18 protein-coding genes and 1 pseudogene are annotated in these 16,946 nt (G+C 43.3%); all 19 read left to right on the top strand.

Annotation, left to right across the window (positions count from 1 at the left end):
* Nucleotides 1-37 precede the first annotated feature (37 nt).
* Entirely contained in the window at nt 38-214 is a 177-nt protein-coding gene (locus D8791_RS10325; RefSeq protein WP_185760578.1) for a hypothetical protein, read from the top strand.
* Nucleotides 174-467 carry a hypothetical protein gene (locus D8791_RS09305; protein ID WP_125447500.1) on the top strand — a complete coding sequence of 98 codons (294 nt, stop codon included), beginning with the start codon at nt 174-176 and terminating at the stop codon, nt 465-467. Before D8791_RS10325 ends, D8791_RS09305 begins: the two co-directional genes overlap by 41 nt.
* 157 nt (nt 468-624) lie before the next feature.
* Nucleotides 625-1,227 (top strand): DUF4355 domain-containing protein, encoded by a 603-nt coding sequence (locus D8791_RS09300; RefSeq protein ID WP_061585339.1) that lies wholly within the window; start codon nt 625-627, stop codon nt 1,225-1,227.
* Nucleotides 1,228-1,230: 3 nt separating this feature from the next.
* Complete coding sequence (locus D8791_RS09295; RefSeq protein ID WP_125447498.1) at nt 1,231-2,115, top strand: phage major capsid protein; 885 nt, start codon at nt 1,231-1,233, stop codon at nt 2,113-2,115.
* A 12-nt stretch (nt 2,116-2,127) separates the two neighbouring features.
* Nucleotides 2,128-2,478: a phage head-tail connector protein gene (locus tag D8791_RS09290; protein ID WP_125447554.1), complete on the top strand. Its 351-nt coding sequence runs from the start codon at nt 2,128-2,130 to the stop codon at nt 2,476-2,478.
* Nucleotides 2,479-2,493: 15 nt separating this feature from the next.
* Nucleotides 2,494-2,772 (top strand): hypothetical protein, encoded by a 279-nt coding sequence (locus D8791_RS09285; RefSeq protein ID WP_125447496.1) that lies wholly within the window; start codon nt 2,494-2,496, stop codon nt 2,770-2,772.
* Complete coding sequence (locus tag D8791_RS09280; protein ID WP_125447494.1) at nt 2,769-3,113, top strand: HK97-gp10 family putative phage morphogenesis protein; 345 nt, start codon at nt 2,769-2,771, stop codon at nt 3,111-3,113. The genes D8791_RS09285 and D8791_RS09280 overlap by 4 nt, the downstream gene beginning before the upstream one ends.
* A 2-nt stretch (nt 3,114-3,115) precedes the next feature.
* On the top strand, nt 3,116-3,475 hold the full coding sequence (locus tag D8791_RS09275; RefSeq protein ID WP_125447492.1) for a hypothetical protein: 360 nt from the start codon (nt 3,116-3,118) through the stop codon (nt 3,473-3,475).
* Between the two features lie 15 nt (nt 3,476-3,490).
* Entirely contained in the window at nt 3,491-4,075 is a 585-nt protein-coding gene (locus tag D8791_RS09270; RefSeq protein ID WP_125447490.1) for a phage major tail protein, TP901-1 family, read from the top strand.
* A 58-nt stretch (nt 4,076-4,133) separates the two neighbouring features.
* Nucleotides 4,134-4,607 (top strand): tail assembly chaperone, encoded by a 474-nt coding sequence (locus tag D8791_RS09265; RefSeq protein ID WP_125447488.1) that lies wholly within the window; start codon nt 4,134-4,136, stop codon nt 4,605-4,607.
* 331 nt (nt 4,608-4,938) lie between these two features.
* Entirely contained in the window at nt 4,939-9,486 is a 4,548-nt protein-coding gene (locus D8791_RS09255) for a phage tail tape measure protein (RefSeq protein ID WP_125447484.1), read from the top strand.
* Nucleotides 9,487-9,498: 12 nt separating this feature from the next.
* On the top strand, nt 9,499-10,362 hold the full coding sequence (locus D8791_RS09250) for a phage tail family protein (protein WP_125447482.1): 864 nt from the start codon (nt 9,499-9,501) through the stop codon (nt 10,360-10,362).
* A gap of 12 nt (nt 10,363-10,374) precedes the next feature.
* Nucleotides 10,375-14,247 (top strand): gp58-like family protein, encoded by a 3,873-nt coding sequence (locus D8791_RS09245; protein ID WP_260473515.1) that lies wholly within the window; start codon nt 10,375-10,377, stop codon nt 14,245-14,247.
* 9 nt (nt 14,248-14,256) lie between these two features.
* Nucleotides 14,257-14,427: a hypothetical protein gene (locus D8791_RS10320; RefSeq protein WP_185760577.1), complete on the top strand. Its 171-nt coding sequence runs from the start codon at nt 14,257-14,259 to the stop codon at nt 14,425-14,427.
* A gap of 2 nt (nt 14,428-14,429) precedes the next feature.
* Entirely contained in the window at nt 14,430-14,684 is a 255-nt protein-coding gene (locus tag D8791_RS09240; RefSeq protein ID WP_125447480.1) for a hypothetical protein, read from the top strand.
* Between the two features lie 13 nt (nt 14,685-14,697).
* Complete coding sequence (locus tag D8791_RS09235) at nt 14,698-15,105, top strand: hypothetical protein (RefSeq protein WP_260473514.1); 408 nt, start codon at nt 14,698-14,700, stop codon at nt 15,103-15,105.
* Complete coding sequence (locus tag D8791_RS09230; protein WP_125447478.1) at nt 15,102-15,362, top strand: phage holin; 261 nt, start codon at nt 15,102-15,104, stop codon at nt 15,360-15,362. The genes D8791_RS09235 and D8791_RS09230 overlap by 4 nt, the downstream gene beginning before the upstream one ends.
* A gap of 94 nt (nt 15,363-15,456) precedes the next feature.
* A complete protein-coding gene (locus D8791_RS09225) occupies nt 15,457-15,831 on the top strand; it encodes a hypothetical protein (protein WP_125447476.1) in 375 nt (124 codons plus the stop codon).
* A 5-nt stretch (nt 15,832-15,836) separates the two neighbouring features.
* Nucleotides 15,837-16,586, top strand: a pseudogene (locus D8791_RS09220) (SH3 domain-containing protein); the annotation flags it as partial.
* Nucleotides 16,587-16,946: the final 360 nt, after the last annotated feature.

Here is a 16,946-nt window from a genome sequence, read left to right as displayed (position 1 = left end):
ATCTAGGTGCTTTTCTTATGCTCAGAAAGGAGATAAAATGTTTATTTGGAATTTAGTATCTATTACAGCGGGCGTTATCGTACTGATTATATTATTAGCTATTAGCTATATCGTATTAGCTGGATTACTTGAAGGTGCTAGAAATGCTCTAGCTAGAAGCAGGAAAGAACGAGATGAACAAATACAAAAAGCTGATTGGATTGATCGAAGATAATCATTTTGAAATACAATCTAAAAAATGCCACGACTCGCTAAGTGGCTGGACTGGCAACGAGTTATGGATTGTTGATAAAGAAAATGGTAGTAAAATCTTTGATTTATCAATAAATGGTTACTGTTTTAATGATGAATCGGTTCAGAAAGCTATTGAAAAAATCGAGAACTATCTAGCTTTGAAAAAAATGGATACTTTCGATGATTTCAAAAGCTGGATTGAAAAGAATGCCGTGCCTGAAAAAACGGGATAAACTGCTATAGATTGCTATAAAAAACTATAAACCGTGTCGGATTCGATGCGGTTTTTGTATTGTCCAAACTTTACTGAAGACACTAAAAGCTGTACTGTTTCGTCGCCGGACGTAAAACGAGACTATCGAGTGGCGACGTAATCGCTGGAGGACAATTATGTCAGAAGAAATCAACGGAACTACTACAACTGTGGATCAAACTGAGACCGTCGACACTCAGAACGAGAAAGCAGTAGATGTAGAGTCAAATGCAGATAGCGATAAGCATGGACGTACTTTTACCCGTGCTGAAATGGGCAAGATGTTAGCTGCTGAACGTACAAAGTGGGAAGCTGAACAAGCTACAGCTCTTGAACAAGCTAAAAGTGAAGGTGAACGACTAGCCAAACTAACAAAAGATGAACGCGCTAGAGAAGAAGAAGCGAAACGAATCGCTGAATTGGAAAAGCGCGAACAGGATATAGCTGAACGTGAGATGAAACTAGCGACACAATCACTCTTGGCAGACGAAGGATTACCACAAGAGTTTTTGAATCATGTGTTAGCTCCAACTGCTGAAGAAGTAAAGGCTAAAATCACGGCTTTACGTGATGTATTTGATAGTGAAGTTGAAAAGCGCGTAAACGAACGATTGGTTCAAAGTGCGCCACGTCGTGGTACTACTACAGGAATCACGAAAGAACAAATTATGGCAATTGAAGACACTGACAAACGTCAGGCTGCGATTGCTGAAAATATTAATCTTTTTAGAAAGGGCTAGAATATGGCTGAACAAAAACTAACTACTATGGCTAACTTGGGCGAAATTAAGTCTATTGATTTTGTTAACAAGTTTTCTAAAAATATCAACGACTTGTTGACACTTTTGGGCGTCACACGTCGTCAAGAACTTACAAGCGATCTCAAGATCCAGACTTACAAATGGACTGCTGACGTAAACGCGACAAATCCGGGCGAAGGGGAAGACATTCCACTTTCTCAAATGGTACGCGCTAAAGCAGACGCTTACGAAGTAGCGTGGTTCAAGAAACGTCGTTCTGTATCTGCAGAAGCAATTGCTCGTCATGGAGCATCTATCGCTATTACAGAAGCTGATACACGTTTGATGCGCGAAATCCAAAATGGTATTAAAGAACAATTCTTCACTTTCCTAAAAGCTAACCCGACAAAGAACAAGGGTAAAGGCTTGCAAGGTGCGCTTGCTCAAGCATGGGCAAAAATCGCAACTTTCAACGAATTTGAAGGATCTCCAATCGTTACTTTTGTGAGTCCGACTGATGCTGCTGAATATCTTGGAAACGCTGGTGTAGGCGCTGATGCTTCTAATGTATTCGGTATGACTTTGCTCAAGAATTTCTTGGGTATGCAAAACGTCATCGTCATGAACGGCGTACCAGAAGGTAAAATCTACACAACAGCAATCGAGAACCTTGTGTTTGCTAACTTGAATGTAGCTTCTGGAGATCTAGGTGGATTGTTCGCGGACTTTACAGATGAAACTGGTTTGATTGCAGTTGCTCGCGACCGTGCTTTGAAAAACCTCACTTATGAATCTGTATTCTTCGGTGCTAACGTACTCTTTGCAGAAATCCCACAAGGTGTCGTAGAGACTACTATCGAAAAACCAGCACCAGTACCTGGAGGTTAGTAAATGACGGCGATTGATACAAATGAGATTTTGAAAGAAATCAAATTATTAAAAGGGGTAAGCGATACTGCGCAGGATGACTTGCTGAATTTGACCATCAAAGAAAGCGTTGAGCGCATCCTTGCCTTTGTCAATCGCTACTCTGAAACATCAATTACGGAAATTCCAAACAATGCAGCATACATCGTCCGTGATGTGGCTATCAAACGATTTAACAAGCTGAATTCTGAAGGCGCTAAGGCAGATAGCGAGGAAGGAAGGGCTTTTACATGGGAAGACAGTTATTTGTCTGAAGATGACAAGCAAACCCTTATTTCTTTAGCTACAAAAAGGCAAGCCAGAGGAATCGCACGTTTTATCTAGCAAGGAGGTAGCGATGTGATTTACAATGACAGAGTCATTTTAATTAAAGAAACCACTCCTAAAGACGAGCTAGAAGACGACGTTACAACAGAACAAATTGGTCCTCTGCCTTGCCAACGTGGGACGTTAACCAATAATGAACAGATGGGAATCTTTGGAAAATACAATCTAGACAGTTTTAAGTTGCATTTACAAGGTATTCATCAAGATTTCTCAGAAGTCATTTATAACGGCAAGCGACGAGCTGTCAAAGGCAAGAAACATCACAAAAATAGCACGGTGATCTATCTATGAGCTTGACTTATCGTGTGAAGGGATTAGATAAATTTCTGCGCGAGGTGCAGAGAAAGGGGCGACAAGCTCCGATTGCTGTTGATAGAGAGTTGAATCGCTCCAGTCTACGCGTTGAGCGTTTAGCTAAGCTATATGCTCCTTGGGACACTGGCTGGATGAGCGAGAACATCTACAGCATGCAAGCGAAGTTTATGGGTTATAAGGTCATTTCTCCTGCTTACTACTCAATCTATGTTGAGTTGGGAACGCGGAAGATGGCACCACAGCCGTTTATGCATCCCGCTGTACAAGAGGAATATCCAAAATTGATGAGCAATCTAAATAAGATGTTTAAGAGGTGATTATGGATTCACCAACAAGCAATTTACTAAGAGACTTAAAAAAGCGATTGGGAGCATTAAGTATCCCAATCCATTTTAAATTACCTGATGCGTCCGTAGTCGAGCCGTTTCTTGTGGTGGGCGGTATTGCATCTGATACATCAAAAACAGCACAGACAGGGTTGATAATCGAAGATAGCACTATTCAGATTGATATCTTTCTGCCGGGTTCTAAAAGTCGAGTCCACGCAGAAAACATCAAATCACAGGCTATTCGGTTATTAGGTCGCAATAGGCGGACGACATCAACTATTTTGATGGACAGCTCAATCGGTCGGGAGGTCTATCATATCGTCATTAAAACGACCGAAACAATACTTTAAACAAGGAGGTCCTAAATGGCTGAAAAAGGACAAGTAAAAATCACTACAGCTAAGCCGATTGTTGGTAAGAAGGTATTCTACTTTATCCAATCAATCCATGCAGAAAAAGGCGAAGGAGCGCTTTTGCCAGCTTATCGTACAGGCGGAAGCACAACGCTTGGCGGTGAGTATCAGGATGAGCAAACACAACAAGGACGCTTGCTTGAAAAATCAAGCGATGAGCACTCAATTGAGTTGACTCAATACTTTGCGCCGATGGACCCATCAATCGGGGTTATCTTAGACGCTCAAGCAAAAGGTGAGTCAATCAAGATTTGGCGCGTTATTGTTGATGAAAGTGTTAAAACAAAAATCGGTGAGTCTGGTAATCAAAAAGATGCTTATCCAGCTAAATTCGGTTACGCTAAAATCACTGATGATGTTGAGTTCAACGATGACGTAGAAGGATTCGTTGAACTTTCATACACAGCTGGAATTGTTGGCCGTTTGCAGGATGGCAAGTTCCCGCTTTCTGCCGAAGAACTCGCTTTGTTAAACGATATCTACACATATCAAAATCCGGGCGAAACAACCGGCGATTACGATAATATTCAGCGCTAATTTTCAGGAGGGCGGCTTTCACAGGTCGCCCTTTTATTTTTGATTAAGGAGAAAAACAATGGAATTTAAAATCGGTAACAAAATTGTGGAAATCAAATTTGATTTTCGTTTGATGTTTAGAATTGACAAGGATCTTGCGACAAAAGACGCGAATGGTCAGTCTTCAAAAAACGGAATCGGTGCCCTGTTTTATAAAATCGTCGATCGTGACGACCAAGGTATTGTGGATTTGATTCAGTTTTGTGGCAGCAAAAAAGGAAAAGCAGTCAGTGAAGATGAAGCATTATCAGCTATTGAAAATTATTTCGAAAAATCTGACGCTGAAGATCCGCAAGAAGCCCTATTCGAAGAAATCCAGGAAGAAATGGTCCAATCTGGTTTTTTCAAGAAGAAGATTTTGAAATATATCGAGAACATGCGTCTTGGGCTGGAATTGGCAGAGAGCCAAGCTACAGAAAACGACGCAACAGCTCAAATGCAAGCCAAAGCCATTTCAGAAATTATTGGCAAGATGGAAAGCGCGCTCTCTTAACCGAATGTGCAAGACTTGGTCTAACTGACCAAGAAACAATCCTGAATTGCAATAAATGGGAGCTTGACGCAATCCTAGAGGGTCTGCACTATAGGCAGATTGAAGCGCGTGAAAACTTATCAGCTTTGGCTTTGGAACTGCGCTATACGCTCAATAGCAAGAAGGTTGATACCAACAAACTCAGCAAGCGCAAAGAAAAAGAAAGGGTGCGCAGAAGCTTCCACAAGCCAACAAAACAAGAGATCAAAAATAAAAGCGAATTTGTGGCAAAACTTGAAAAAGCTAGTCAGATGTTTGCGAACAGAAAATAAATAGTAAAGGAGGTGGATGCATGAGTTTTGATGGCTCAATCTTTGCTGAGATTGGTGCGGATACCAGAGCGTATGAGCGCGCTATGAATGAAATTGCTGTTATGACCAAACAAGCCTTTGATAATGCTCAAAAAGCTGCGGTAAATAGTTCAAATCAGATGATCCAAAAAATCGGGCAGCTGATGAATGAGCTGGCTAGCAACAGTAGTACGCTTGGCCAGAAAATCGGTCAAGGCTTCAAAGGCGGTCTAAACATCGCTCTTGGCGAAATCCATCGGATCGCGTCCAATATCGGGCAACGTTTGCCTGAACCCATACAAAACGGGCTAAACAAGGTAGCTCAAGCATTTATTAGTCTTAATTCTAAGATTTCCAGTGCTTTGTCTCCAATAACTACCAAAATGACTTCGGTCGGTAGCTCTATCGGTAACGCTTTTAGTTCTGCATTAGGAAAAGTAAATAATTTTGCAAATCAGGCTAGCAATACGTTAGGTGGCAAGCTGATTAGCAAAGTCAGCACTTTATCCAGCAAAATTTCCAGTGGCCTTGGCAATGCTTTTCAACAAGCAGGTAGTAAAGCTACTAACGCTTTGATGGGCATTGTGAATCACACGAATCAAGCGGCATCTGCCACAAGTAACCTCATTAAGACAGCTTTAGGGATTTCTGCAGCTTATGCAGGATTTAACTTCATCAAGAATGCAATAGGCGGTGCGATCACCAAATCAGCTGACTTCGAAGCTCGCATGAGTAGCATCAAGGCTGTTACTGGCTCTAGCGCTGAAACGATGAAGCAGTTTCATGATGCAGCCGTTAAAGCTGGAGCTGATACAGCATTTTCTGCTACAGAAGCAGCGGATGCTATTGAGGAATTGGCGAAAGCTGGGGTATCTACTAAAGATATCTTAAACGGTGGCTTAACGGGCGCTTTGAACTTAGCAACTGCAGGCGAGCTGGATTTGAAAGAAGCGGCAGAAATTGCATCTACGGCTTTGAATGCCTTCAAACGAGACAATCTGAGCGTAGTAGATGCTGCTAATCAATTGGCTGGTGCTGCGAATGCTTCAGCGACAGATGTCCACGAATTGAAATACGGGCTTTCGGCAGTTGCCCCTGTAGCTAGCGGCTTAGGACTTTCTTTTAGAGATACAACCAACGCTTTGGCTGTATTTGCACAAAATGGTCTCAAAGGCTCTGATGCGGGTACATCTCTCAAGACGATGCTGATGAACTTGCAGCCGCAAACTAAGGCGCAAACGAATATGATGAGAGAACTAGGCATCATCACAGAAGATGGGTCTAATAGATTCTTTACTGCAGAAGGTAAAATCAAATCATTTGCTGAAGTATCTCAAGTATTAAAAGAAAGCTTGAGCGGCCTAACGGAACAACAGCAACAACAAGCACTCAAGACCATGTTTGGTACAGATGCCGTACGTGCGGCAACTATCGCAATGAATGAGGGTGCAGATGGCGCGAACAAGATGCAAGCGGAAATCAGCAAGGTTACTGCTGCACAAGTTGCTGCTGAAAAGTTAAACAACTTAAAAGGCGCTATTGAAGGCTTGAGCGGATCATTCGAGACTCTACAAATTAAGCTCGGAGAATCCGTCCTGCCACTGTTTACTACAATCGTAAAATATGTGGATAAGCTGGTAGATAAATTTAGTCAATCGCAAGGAATCCAAAACTTTACTGATGCTATGGCTACTATCAATCCTGTCTTAGACCATTTCTTGAATGGTACTAAATTGGCAGATAGTGTCATGGAGAAATTTAAAGGGACGATGTCCTCTGCAGCACCTATCCTTAGCCTAATCGGTGGCCTACTCGCATTTGGTCCTGCAACTAAGGGGCTAACATTGCTTACTGGCCTTTTAGGAGGTTTGGGGACTAAAATAGGAGCCCTTGGAAGCATATTGAGTAGCGGTTTTAGCTCAGCCGCTGGAATGGTCGGCCTCTTTGCTGCTCAAGTTAGCGGTTTAGGTGGTGTTTTAGGCGGAGCAGCATCAAAAGGCTTGTCTGTCTTGTCTATGATGACAAGCGGTATCAGCTCTGTCATGAGTGTTGCTTTGGCTGCTATCGGGCCAGCTGCAATCCTTGGTCTCGTCGTGGCTGGTTTGGGTATCATCGACAATCAATTCGGCACTCAAATTGACCAATTACTAAACACAGTAACCACTAAAGGGCCTCAAATTATTCATAATCTGGTTCAAGGGATCACGAATGCTATTCCCGCTCTAATCGCTTCGGGAGCGGATTTGATAGCTAAATTCGCTAGTGCTTTTGCAACTATGTTTCCAGTCATTGTAAATGCTGGGGTGAGCCTGATTGTGAGTTTGGTTCAAGGGATTGGACAGAATGCAACTTCCTTGATTAGCTCAGCCAATACTATTTTAAGTACCTTTGTCAGCTCGCTGTTAAATGCATTACCGACTCTCTTGTCGACTGGGATGGAGTTGTTAGCAAATCTCTCTCAAGGAATTCTAAAAAATATTCCTCAGATGATGGCTAACGCTCAAAAGACCGTTACGACCTTCTTGACTGGTTTGGGTCAACAGATGCCTCAGATTATCCAAAACGGGATCCAAATCCTGCAAAATCTGATAACCGGGATTGTCCAGTCATTGCCAACAATTTTGCAAATTGCGGTACAAGTCATCACGTCCTTTATCCAAGGCTTGGTATCTAACTTACCTGCGATTATCCAGGGCGGTATCCAGCTGATCATGTCTCTTGTGACAGGTTTGATTCAAAATTTGCCACAAATCATCGCTTCAGCAGCTCAAATTGTCATTTCACTTGTTTCTGGTTTGATACAAGCAGCGCCTCAATTGATTATGGGTGGTCTACAGCTGATTGCTCAATTAGTCATCGGTTTGATAACTGGCATACCGAAAGTCTTAGAAGCCGGTTGGGAGCTTATCAAAGCTCTAGGCGGTGCTTTGATTGACGGAATTGTTGGAATTGGTCAAAAAGTAGGTGAGTTCTTCGGCGGGATTTGGGACTGGATCACTGGCAAGAATGAAGAGGGAGCTAGCAAAACCAAAGCTACTATGGATGATTTGACATCATCTGTGTCGGCTAAGACTTCTGAAATGTCCACGGCTGCAAAGACTAATACCCAAGATATGGCTACAGGTGTTCAACTCAACATGGACACGATGGGGCTAAATGCTTCCAATGCGGTCAATACAATGGGTACAAATGTCAATACTAGCTTCCAAAATCTAGTGACATCATCCAATACGAATATGCAGGCCGTAGGAGCTAATGTCACAAACGGAATGACACAGGCTCAGACAAATGCGACGTTACAGGCGCAGACTATGCAGCAAAACGTTGGCAATTCCATGAATCTGATGGGGCTTGATACGCTAAATAAAGTAACGACCATGAATACAAACGTAGACGCTAACATGCAAGCGCTCGTTACGACTACGGGTATTAACATGCAGGCTTTAAGCAGCAATGTATCTAGTAATATGCAACAAGCTCAGACAACCGCTACGACTGAGTCAGCAACCATGAATGCGAATGTATCAAGCAATTTGAGCGGTTTGAATACAAGTGCTAGCTCCTACATGCAGGCGCTTCAAACGGACTCAAACGCTGCATTCCAGACCGTTCAAACTAATGCTAGTGCTATTTCTAGTAGTACGGCTGCCGCTGTTTCGGGTAACTACAATACCATGAGCGGAAATGCGACAGGTTCAACAAATAGCATGCAGGGATCTACCACTTCGGCGTTTACTACTATGCAGTCTAATGCTGAAAGCAGCTCTCAAGCAGTCGCAAATGCAGTGACAAATAACTTTAAGAATGCCGAGACGGCTGCGACAAATGCCATGAACGGCGTTTCCAAAGCCGTTACAGACGGCATGAATAAGGTTGATCAAGCTGCAACTTCGGGCGGAAATAAGATGGCTCAGACATTTGATAGTACCTTGAATAAAGTCAAGAGTTCTGTCCAACAGGGAATGTCTGCTGTTTCGTCTGCTTTTAACAGCGGAATGAACCAAGCCGTCAGCATTTCTTCTTCTGCGAATAGTCAGATTGTGGCTGTTTTCAATACGCTGGCTAGTCATTTGAACTCTGTAGGTGTTCACGCTGGCTCAGGGCTTTACAATGGATTAGCAAGCATGGCTGGCAGTCTGTACGCGCTCGCATATTCAATCGCTTCTAACATTGCAAGCGTGATGCGTTCTGCTCTGGATATCCATTCACCTTCTCGTGTTATGGATGCGATTGGTGGCTTTACAGGCGAAGGAATGTATAACGGTATGGCTGGTTGGGTCAAAGCGATTGACGGAGTCGCAAAAGACTACGCCATGGCCATTACTGACCAGAAATACGGAGTCGATAGCGTAGTTACTACGTCGGCTAGTGTAAATAATAGCGGTATTCGTTCATCTCTTGAAAATCTGAGCGATGATGTGAAGCATTCTCAGCTGTCAGATACGAAATTTGAAATCCACAATGAAATCGTGGGAGACAAGATCTATACGACTGTTAAAGAGAAGGAAGCGCGTGATCGTATCAAGGACGACTACTTTGTCTACGAATAGAAAGGCTACGAAATGGATTTACTGATTACACATGCTAACGCTGAGACGAAATTGTCTCAGCTAGGCATTTATAACATTAAAATTGATGATAGTACGCCTTCTGTTGAGGTAGACAGGCGTACAGTCAAGGGACGTAGCGGGTATATCCACGACGGGGTTACCCTACGTCAAAAAACAATAAAAGTTTCTGGAAGGCTGGCAGTTGCTAGCCTTTCGGCTTTTATGGAAAAACAAGATGAGCTTGCAGGCTGGTTGTACGGTGATGAGCCTTATTTCGTTACGAAAATGCACCCAGTACAAGATGACTTGTACGGGTTTGAATTGCCAGGAGCGAAGAAAGGGGATCTAAATCTTTTGGAAATCCCTCATACACCATGGAAGTATCGATATAAGGTGCATATTGGAAATGAAATTGACTATAGCTTTGTTGGCAAATCAGCAGCAGGCTTGAAATATAACATTTCTTTTGAACTGGTAACTGCTGAATTGCCATTTGGGGAAACTACTCCTCGAGATGTTGTTTTATCTGGTGGAGTCATTCCCTACAAAGGTACAGCAGCTCTTAGTCAGCTAGAGGTGCCTTATGTAGTTGAATTGACTGCAAGTGCTAGCCAAACAAGCTTTTTCTTGGAGATTGACGGAAGGCGCTGGGTCTACAATCATGCTTCGACACCGATTAAAGAAGGTGACAAATTGCGCTTGTCCGGTGTCGAAAATGTAATTTACAAAGGTATGGCATTGCCAGATTTGAACATCAATATTCGAACAAATTATGAATATTTTATCATTCGTCCAAATCCGCAGAAGCAAGTACGCTATTCTACGGATTTTAGGGGTACTATCAAAATTTTAGGTTTTAAAGAATTGTATAAGTAAGGAGGTGGTAGATTGATTACATTTATTGATGAAAAGGGTACAGAGCACAGTGCTTTAGTCGCTTACTCTGCGACTAATGCGGTCAACGGTGAATTGTCTGTAAAAGGCACAATCTACACCAACGATAAAGTCTTGCACGGCATAGATCGTGGCTGGCGTTTTCGCTTAGATGATGAATATTATCGTGTTACTTATGCAAAGCCTAACGATGCAGGACGACAGATTGAAGTTGAATTTGACGCAGTACATCAATTCTTCTACGATATGTCAAAATCAATGGTCTATGATACTTTGAATGGTTCAAAACCATTTGAAACATATCTGCAAGCGATTTTTTCAGGTAGTGGCTATACTTACAATTTGGAAACGACAGTCGGATCTATTCGAAAAGAAAATTTCGGGAATAAGTCTCGACTGTCGCTTTTTAACGACATCATCAAGGCAGCTGGTCTTGAATTTTCCGTGCGAGGGCATGTAGTCCGTATCCTAAAACGGATCGGGACAGACTTATCTGCTATCGTTCGTAAAGATTTCAACATGAACGAGTTGAAAATCGAAAAGAATATCAACAGCTTCGTAACCTATCAGCGAGGCCTTGGTGCTTGGAAAGACGATGAAGATCATTCGAAAGGTCGCTATGAATCTGAGTACGAAAGCCCACTAGCAAAAATCTATGGACGAATTGAAGCAGAGCCTGTCGTAGATGAACGCTACAAAGAAACTGGTAAGCTCTTAGAACGCTTGAAGGAGAACGTGGACAAGTCTTATAAGGTTTCTGTCGAAATCGATATTGAAGACTTGTCACGTGCTGGCTATCGACTTAGTCGTCCGAATCCGGGCGACTTCATTATGGCCATTAACGAAACATTAGGGTTTCGTCAAAAAGTCCGTATCGTGTCGTTTACCAGTGAATACGATGTGGGCGGCAATCTAATCAGTCGCAAGGTTGTCTGTAACGATATCGGCTCCGTTCAACGAAGGGCGAGTGAAATGAGCAGTCTTGCCCGTTCGGTTCAGGACGTTGCCGCAGAGAATGCTAAGGCTATTGCTACAGCGACCAAAGCACTTGTTTCTGCAGATGGCAAGAACACAATCTACTTTAGTGAAAGCAAACCGAGAGACGAGCCTGTAGGGACTCTCAGAAAAGGTGATCAACTTTATCTAAAAGAGGGAGAAAAGACTAATCTGTACTTTTGGAATGGTGCAGAATGGGAACTCAACCCTTTAGAAATGGATCTCGTGAAATTTCGCAAGGAATACGAATCCAAAACTGAAGAGATCAACCAATCCATGGCCAGCCAGAACCAGCAAACCGCCCAAGCCCTCCGCACGGCTGGTACCAATGCCTCCGCTATCGAGGCGGCCAAGGGTGCTATCACCAAGCTCAATCAGGACTTGGCTAGTGCTAAAACCGACCTAACACAGGCTCAGGGGCAGTTGTCTAGCAACATTGCCCAAATCCGATCGGATGTCGGTATCATCCGAACCCAGCAAACAGTCTACGAGCAGACCAATGCACAAAATATGTCGCGAATCGTAGGCCAGCTGGGTGATAAAGCTAGTAAATCAGAGGTCAAGCAGACAGCCGATAGGATCCGCGAGGAATTAGCTAGTTTGGCGGTGGGCGGTCGGAATTACTTTTTAAATTCTGGTCTCGAAATCACATCCGGATATAAAGAGATTCAGATCCATCCTGATTTTGTCAAGCATGCAAAAGGCAAAAGATTTGTTATAAGCGTGCAGGTTTCGGGCGAAAATGTGATCTCTACCGGCAAAGGAAGATTTGGTTTATCTATATCTGCAGGAATTGCCGGTTCATCGCATAGAGATTGGCCTGAGGTTTGGGAAACGGGAACAGGAAATATCTCTAAGAAACGTATCTATAAAGTATTTGAATTTAGAGATAACTGGATTGATTTTATTGCAGGATTATACGTTCAAACGGGAAACGGAGCTGTCACAGGTTTTCCCAAGCTAGAAATAGGTACGATACCGACCGACTGGAGTCCTGCTCCAGAAGACGCCGAAGGCCTCATCACAGAGGCCAAGGCGAGCTTTGAACGGACGGCTCAGGGCTTGCGCACAGACCTGACGGCTGTCCAAGCCTATGTCAGCGCAAACGGTATGATAGTAGAGGCTCTGCGCGCTTACTCTCGAGAGGAAACAGCCCGTCAGTTGATCGCAGAGCGCAAGCTCATTGAGGCTGGCTATGTTGGCAAAGCGCAGCATACAGAGGACGTGCGAGGGCTGACGAGGCGGTTTGAGGAGCTGACAGAGGGAGGTGTCAACCTCTTGCGCAACTCAGCGAATTTGCCTACAGCTGGAGACTACAGAAATGGCAAATGGGTAGCGACAAGCGGAGGAAACGGCACAGCTCAGGTTGTACCCGTCACAAGCTCTCCTAGCCCGCTAATTAAAAGCATGATCCGTATCGTCAATAACACAGTTGGAAACAAGGATTTATCGCAAGCTGCTATGGCTCTTGTGGTCGGCCAGAAATACACTGTGTCTTGCTATGCTCGAGTGGCCAGTGATAGCCCGAGTCCAACGGTTGGTCTGCTAATTAGGTCTTGGGCAAATAACAATGATGCTAATCGCAAATTGCACAAAACCATCTCAAACAGGGATTGGGAGCGGCACTCACTTACATTTACTGCTGATGCCGTGGCTAACTCAATTCAATTTGGCCAAAGTGGCGCTGGAAGCGTCGAAATCTGCGCTCCGAAAATTGAGCTAGGCACTGTTACGACAAGCTGGAGCCCGTCTCCAGAAGACGCAACGGCCTACGCAGATACCAAATTGGCCGAATACAAGCAAAACGTAGACGGTCAATTCGCTACTATCAGCCAGCAAATCGCAGGCAAGGCTAGCCAGACCGATTTTCAACGTGTGCAGGAAACGAGCAAGCTCTATGAGCGGCTGATTGGCTCGACGGAAAAGGAAATCACGGACAAGGTCTCTCGCATGATCATGACTAATCAGCTTTTTCAGATAGAAGTGTCCAAAAATCAAGGTTTGAGGACGGTACAGAGTCAATTAGCTGGAAGCTGGGCGGTGCAGAATCTTAATTCGAACGGGGATATCGTCAGTCAAATCAATTTGACTGGTCCAAACGTCCGCATCCAAGGTGATTCTATCCACTTGGACGGAAAAACCTTGATTGATAACGGGATCATCAAAAACGCAATGATTGAAAGCGTGTTGGCTGATAAAATCACGGCTGGCACACTCAACGCTGCAAATGTAAATATCGTCAATTTAAATGCTAATAAAATCGTTGGTTTAGATGCGAATTTTATCAAGTCTAAGATTGAGCTGGCATTTATCGAGTGGATGAAAGGAAAGGTCATCACAGCTCAGAACGACGCGATGAAAATTGACTTGAATGCTGGGCAAATCAATTATTACACAGACAAGGCAGCATTGAAACGAGTTTTAACAGGCTATCCTAACCAATTTGTTAAATTCGCGACAGGAAAAGTCGTAGGCAAAGGTCTTGCTGGAGTTACGATAATTGGTTCTAATCGTTACGGCAACGAGAGTTCTGATGATGGTGGATTTGTTGGAATTCGCGCATGGAACGGCCCTGATATTGACCAAGTCGATATTGTAGGAGACACTGTCAGATTGACTAGCTCACCTTTTGAATCTGCGGATGGATGGGATGTTATCACTTTACCAAACAAACTAGAGATTGACGCTCACAATGTCAATCATCGTGTTTCTTCAAGGGTAAAAGTTGGTGATGTGTGGTTATGGAAGAATGCTTCCACCTACTCAAGCATGAGAGAGACCATTAACCTCATCATCGATAATCTCCAACTGCTACATAATAATAAAACGACTGAAAAAGGCTATAACTACACTATGCCTGCAAAAATTTAGGAGGAGAATATGAACGAAACAATCCAGTCTAAGCTAGCAATTGAAATTGCTAGTAAATCATTAACAATTGCAAAACTTGAAGCTCAAAACGAAGAGCTTCAGGCGCAACTGCAACAAGCTCTTGATCGTAATGCGGAGCTTGAAACAAGCACAGCATTAGAAACAGAAAAAGGAGAATAACTATGACTTTAGAAATCGTAAAAACTACAAAACTCGTTGGAAGCCTAAAGGTCGGTGATACAGTCATTAAGACAATGACTGCGGATATCGATGATAAGGGCGTGACCACGTTTACCGAATGGATCAATGACAGCGAAGCGTATGCTGCGAATCGTCGCGAAGTACGAAAGCAAGAACAGGCATTCCAAGACGCGGTCTATGCTGCGGAAGATGCGATTATTGCGGAGTTGGAAGTAAAAGGAGCCGAGAAAAAATAGGAGGCGGTGAAATGTGAATCATTTAATAGACTTTGTGGATAAACTCACGCCTGTCCTGGTCGTGATTATCCCTAGCTATTTCAGTTACAGGAGCAATCAAAACAGCAAAGAAACCGACAAGCGAATCGAAGCTTTAGTCGAAGATTTGGGCGACCTGAAAGAGTCTGTGACCAATATACAAAATATCGGAAACAGAAACAATCAGGATCTAAACCTGATTCAAAAAGGCTTACAGCGGCTTCAGCGTTTTCGATTGCAAGAAAATCTAAAAAAAGCGTTGAGGCGTGGCCAGACTACCCAGCATGAGCTGGAAGAACTGTCCCGCCTTTACGAGAGCTATGTTGAGCTTGGTGGCAACGGCGCCATCAAGCTTTTGTTCGAGAAATTCTCGAAATTGCCAATTAGAGAGGAGAAAGTATGAATAAGATTAACTGGACGGTTCGTCTGAAAAACAAGAATTTCTGGCTGGCTCTGGTGCCAGCTATTGCCTTGCTTTTGCAGGCCGCAGGCGACATCTTCGGTCTTAAGCTGGAATTTGGAGTAACGATTGATAAGATTTTAGTCTTTATCAATGTACTCTTTGCTTTGCTGGTGCTTGTTGGGGTTGTTAACGACCCAACGACCGCTGGGCTAGGTGATAGCCAACAGGCTCTAAATTATGACGAGCCTAAAAAATAGAATAAAAGAGCAGGCGCTGAAGCTTGCTCTGTTTGCTTTTGCTGCAACCTATTTTTGGTTTGCGGTCTTTGAAAATTTGAAAGGAAAATAAAAAATGACAAAAGTAAAAGTAACTGATTACGCAGAAGGAAATTTCCGTTTTGGCTTTGGGTCAAAACTCTATCTAGCTCGAAATGAAGAAGCGCAAGTGCGAGCTCACATCTCTACACCAGCGACACAACGCTGGGATAACGGACAATATACATTAAACGAAAGGATTGCAGAAGGATTTAAGCCTGCGCATCCTGTCACATTTACAGCTAAAGTGATCGCTCAAGGTAAAATCCAACCACAAGCTGCAATTGACTTCGTCTTGATGCCAGACGGTCGTGTGCTGGTCAATGCTAGCAATGTGCGTCAGCTGCCTACACCGCTTGACATCGTTGGTGAGGTGACTTATGTTATTGGCGCGAGTCAGTTTGATAAATAGGGAGGAAAATAATTATGACAACAGCAAATGAACTTGTACAATTTACGATTGGCTTAGCGAACTCGGGCATGGGTGTTGATAAAGATGGATTCGGAGGCACTCAATGCGCTGATCTAGTGACTTACCCATCTAAACATTTCTTTGGAGTGGATTTGTGGGGCAATGCCGTTGATTTGCTAGATTCCGCAGAAGCTGCAGGTTGGGAAGTACACCGCATGCCAACCGATGCTAACCCACGTGCTGGAGCATTTTTCAATATGAATGCTTGGTTTGGTGGTGTTAATTATGGTCATTGCGGTATCGTCATTGAGGATTCTGACGGCATCACCATGCGCACTGTCGAGCAGAATATTGACGGTAATGCTGATGCTCTAATTGTAGGAGGCCCAGCTCGATACAATAATCGAGGTTTTGAGGACGTAATTGGCTGGTTTTATCCACCTTATAGCGATGGCGCAGCGCCAGTCACGCCTGCAGATGTAACTCCAACATCAGAAGAAATCGAGCTCACACCCGAAACAGGAACATTTACAATTGGAACATCAGCTATCAATGTGCGTCGTGAACCAAATCTTAACAGTGAGATTGTGCATGTTTACGAAGCCGGGGATACTGTCAATTACGACAGCAAAGGATCAGCTAATGGTTATCGTTGGATCTCTTACATTGGCCAATCTGGCAATCGTAATTTTATGGCCATTGGCCAAACAGACGATGCAGGAAATCGCATCACTCTTTGGGGTGATTTGAGCTAAAACAATAACGCAGCGGAAACTGCGAAAAAAATAATTTCTTAATTTAAATCTAAAAAAGAAAGAACCAATTGATCATCTAAACCTCTAGTTTGTCTAGAGGTTTTCTATTGGAATGGAAAATCATGAAAATGTCCGCTCCGACGGACTTGACAGACCGACAGTGATGTCGGTCTGCTTTCGCGTGGTTTTCGCGTGAAAAATCAAGCGAAAGAGGGGCAAAAAAGGGGCATAAGTAGTAAACTTTTGTATTTTTACGACAAAAAGCAGATGTATTTTACAATGTATAAAGGCTTATTTTAAGCTTTTTTCGGTGTATATGTGTTTATCTATATAGTGCTTTTCAATTACTCTTAAATAATA

It is taken from the genome of Streptococcus cristatus, assembly GCF_003943515.1.
Classification (GTDB): domain Bacteria; phylum Bacillota; class Bacilli; order Lactobacillales; family Streptococcaceae; genus Streptococcus; species Streptococcus cristatus_D.
Note: the sequence above shows the minus strand (reverse complement) of the source record. Positions and strands in the feature narration are given on the sequence as shown.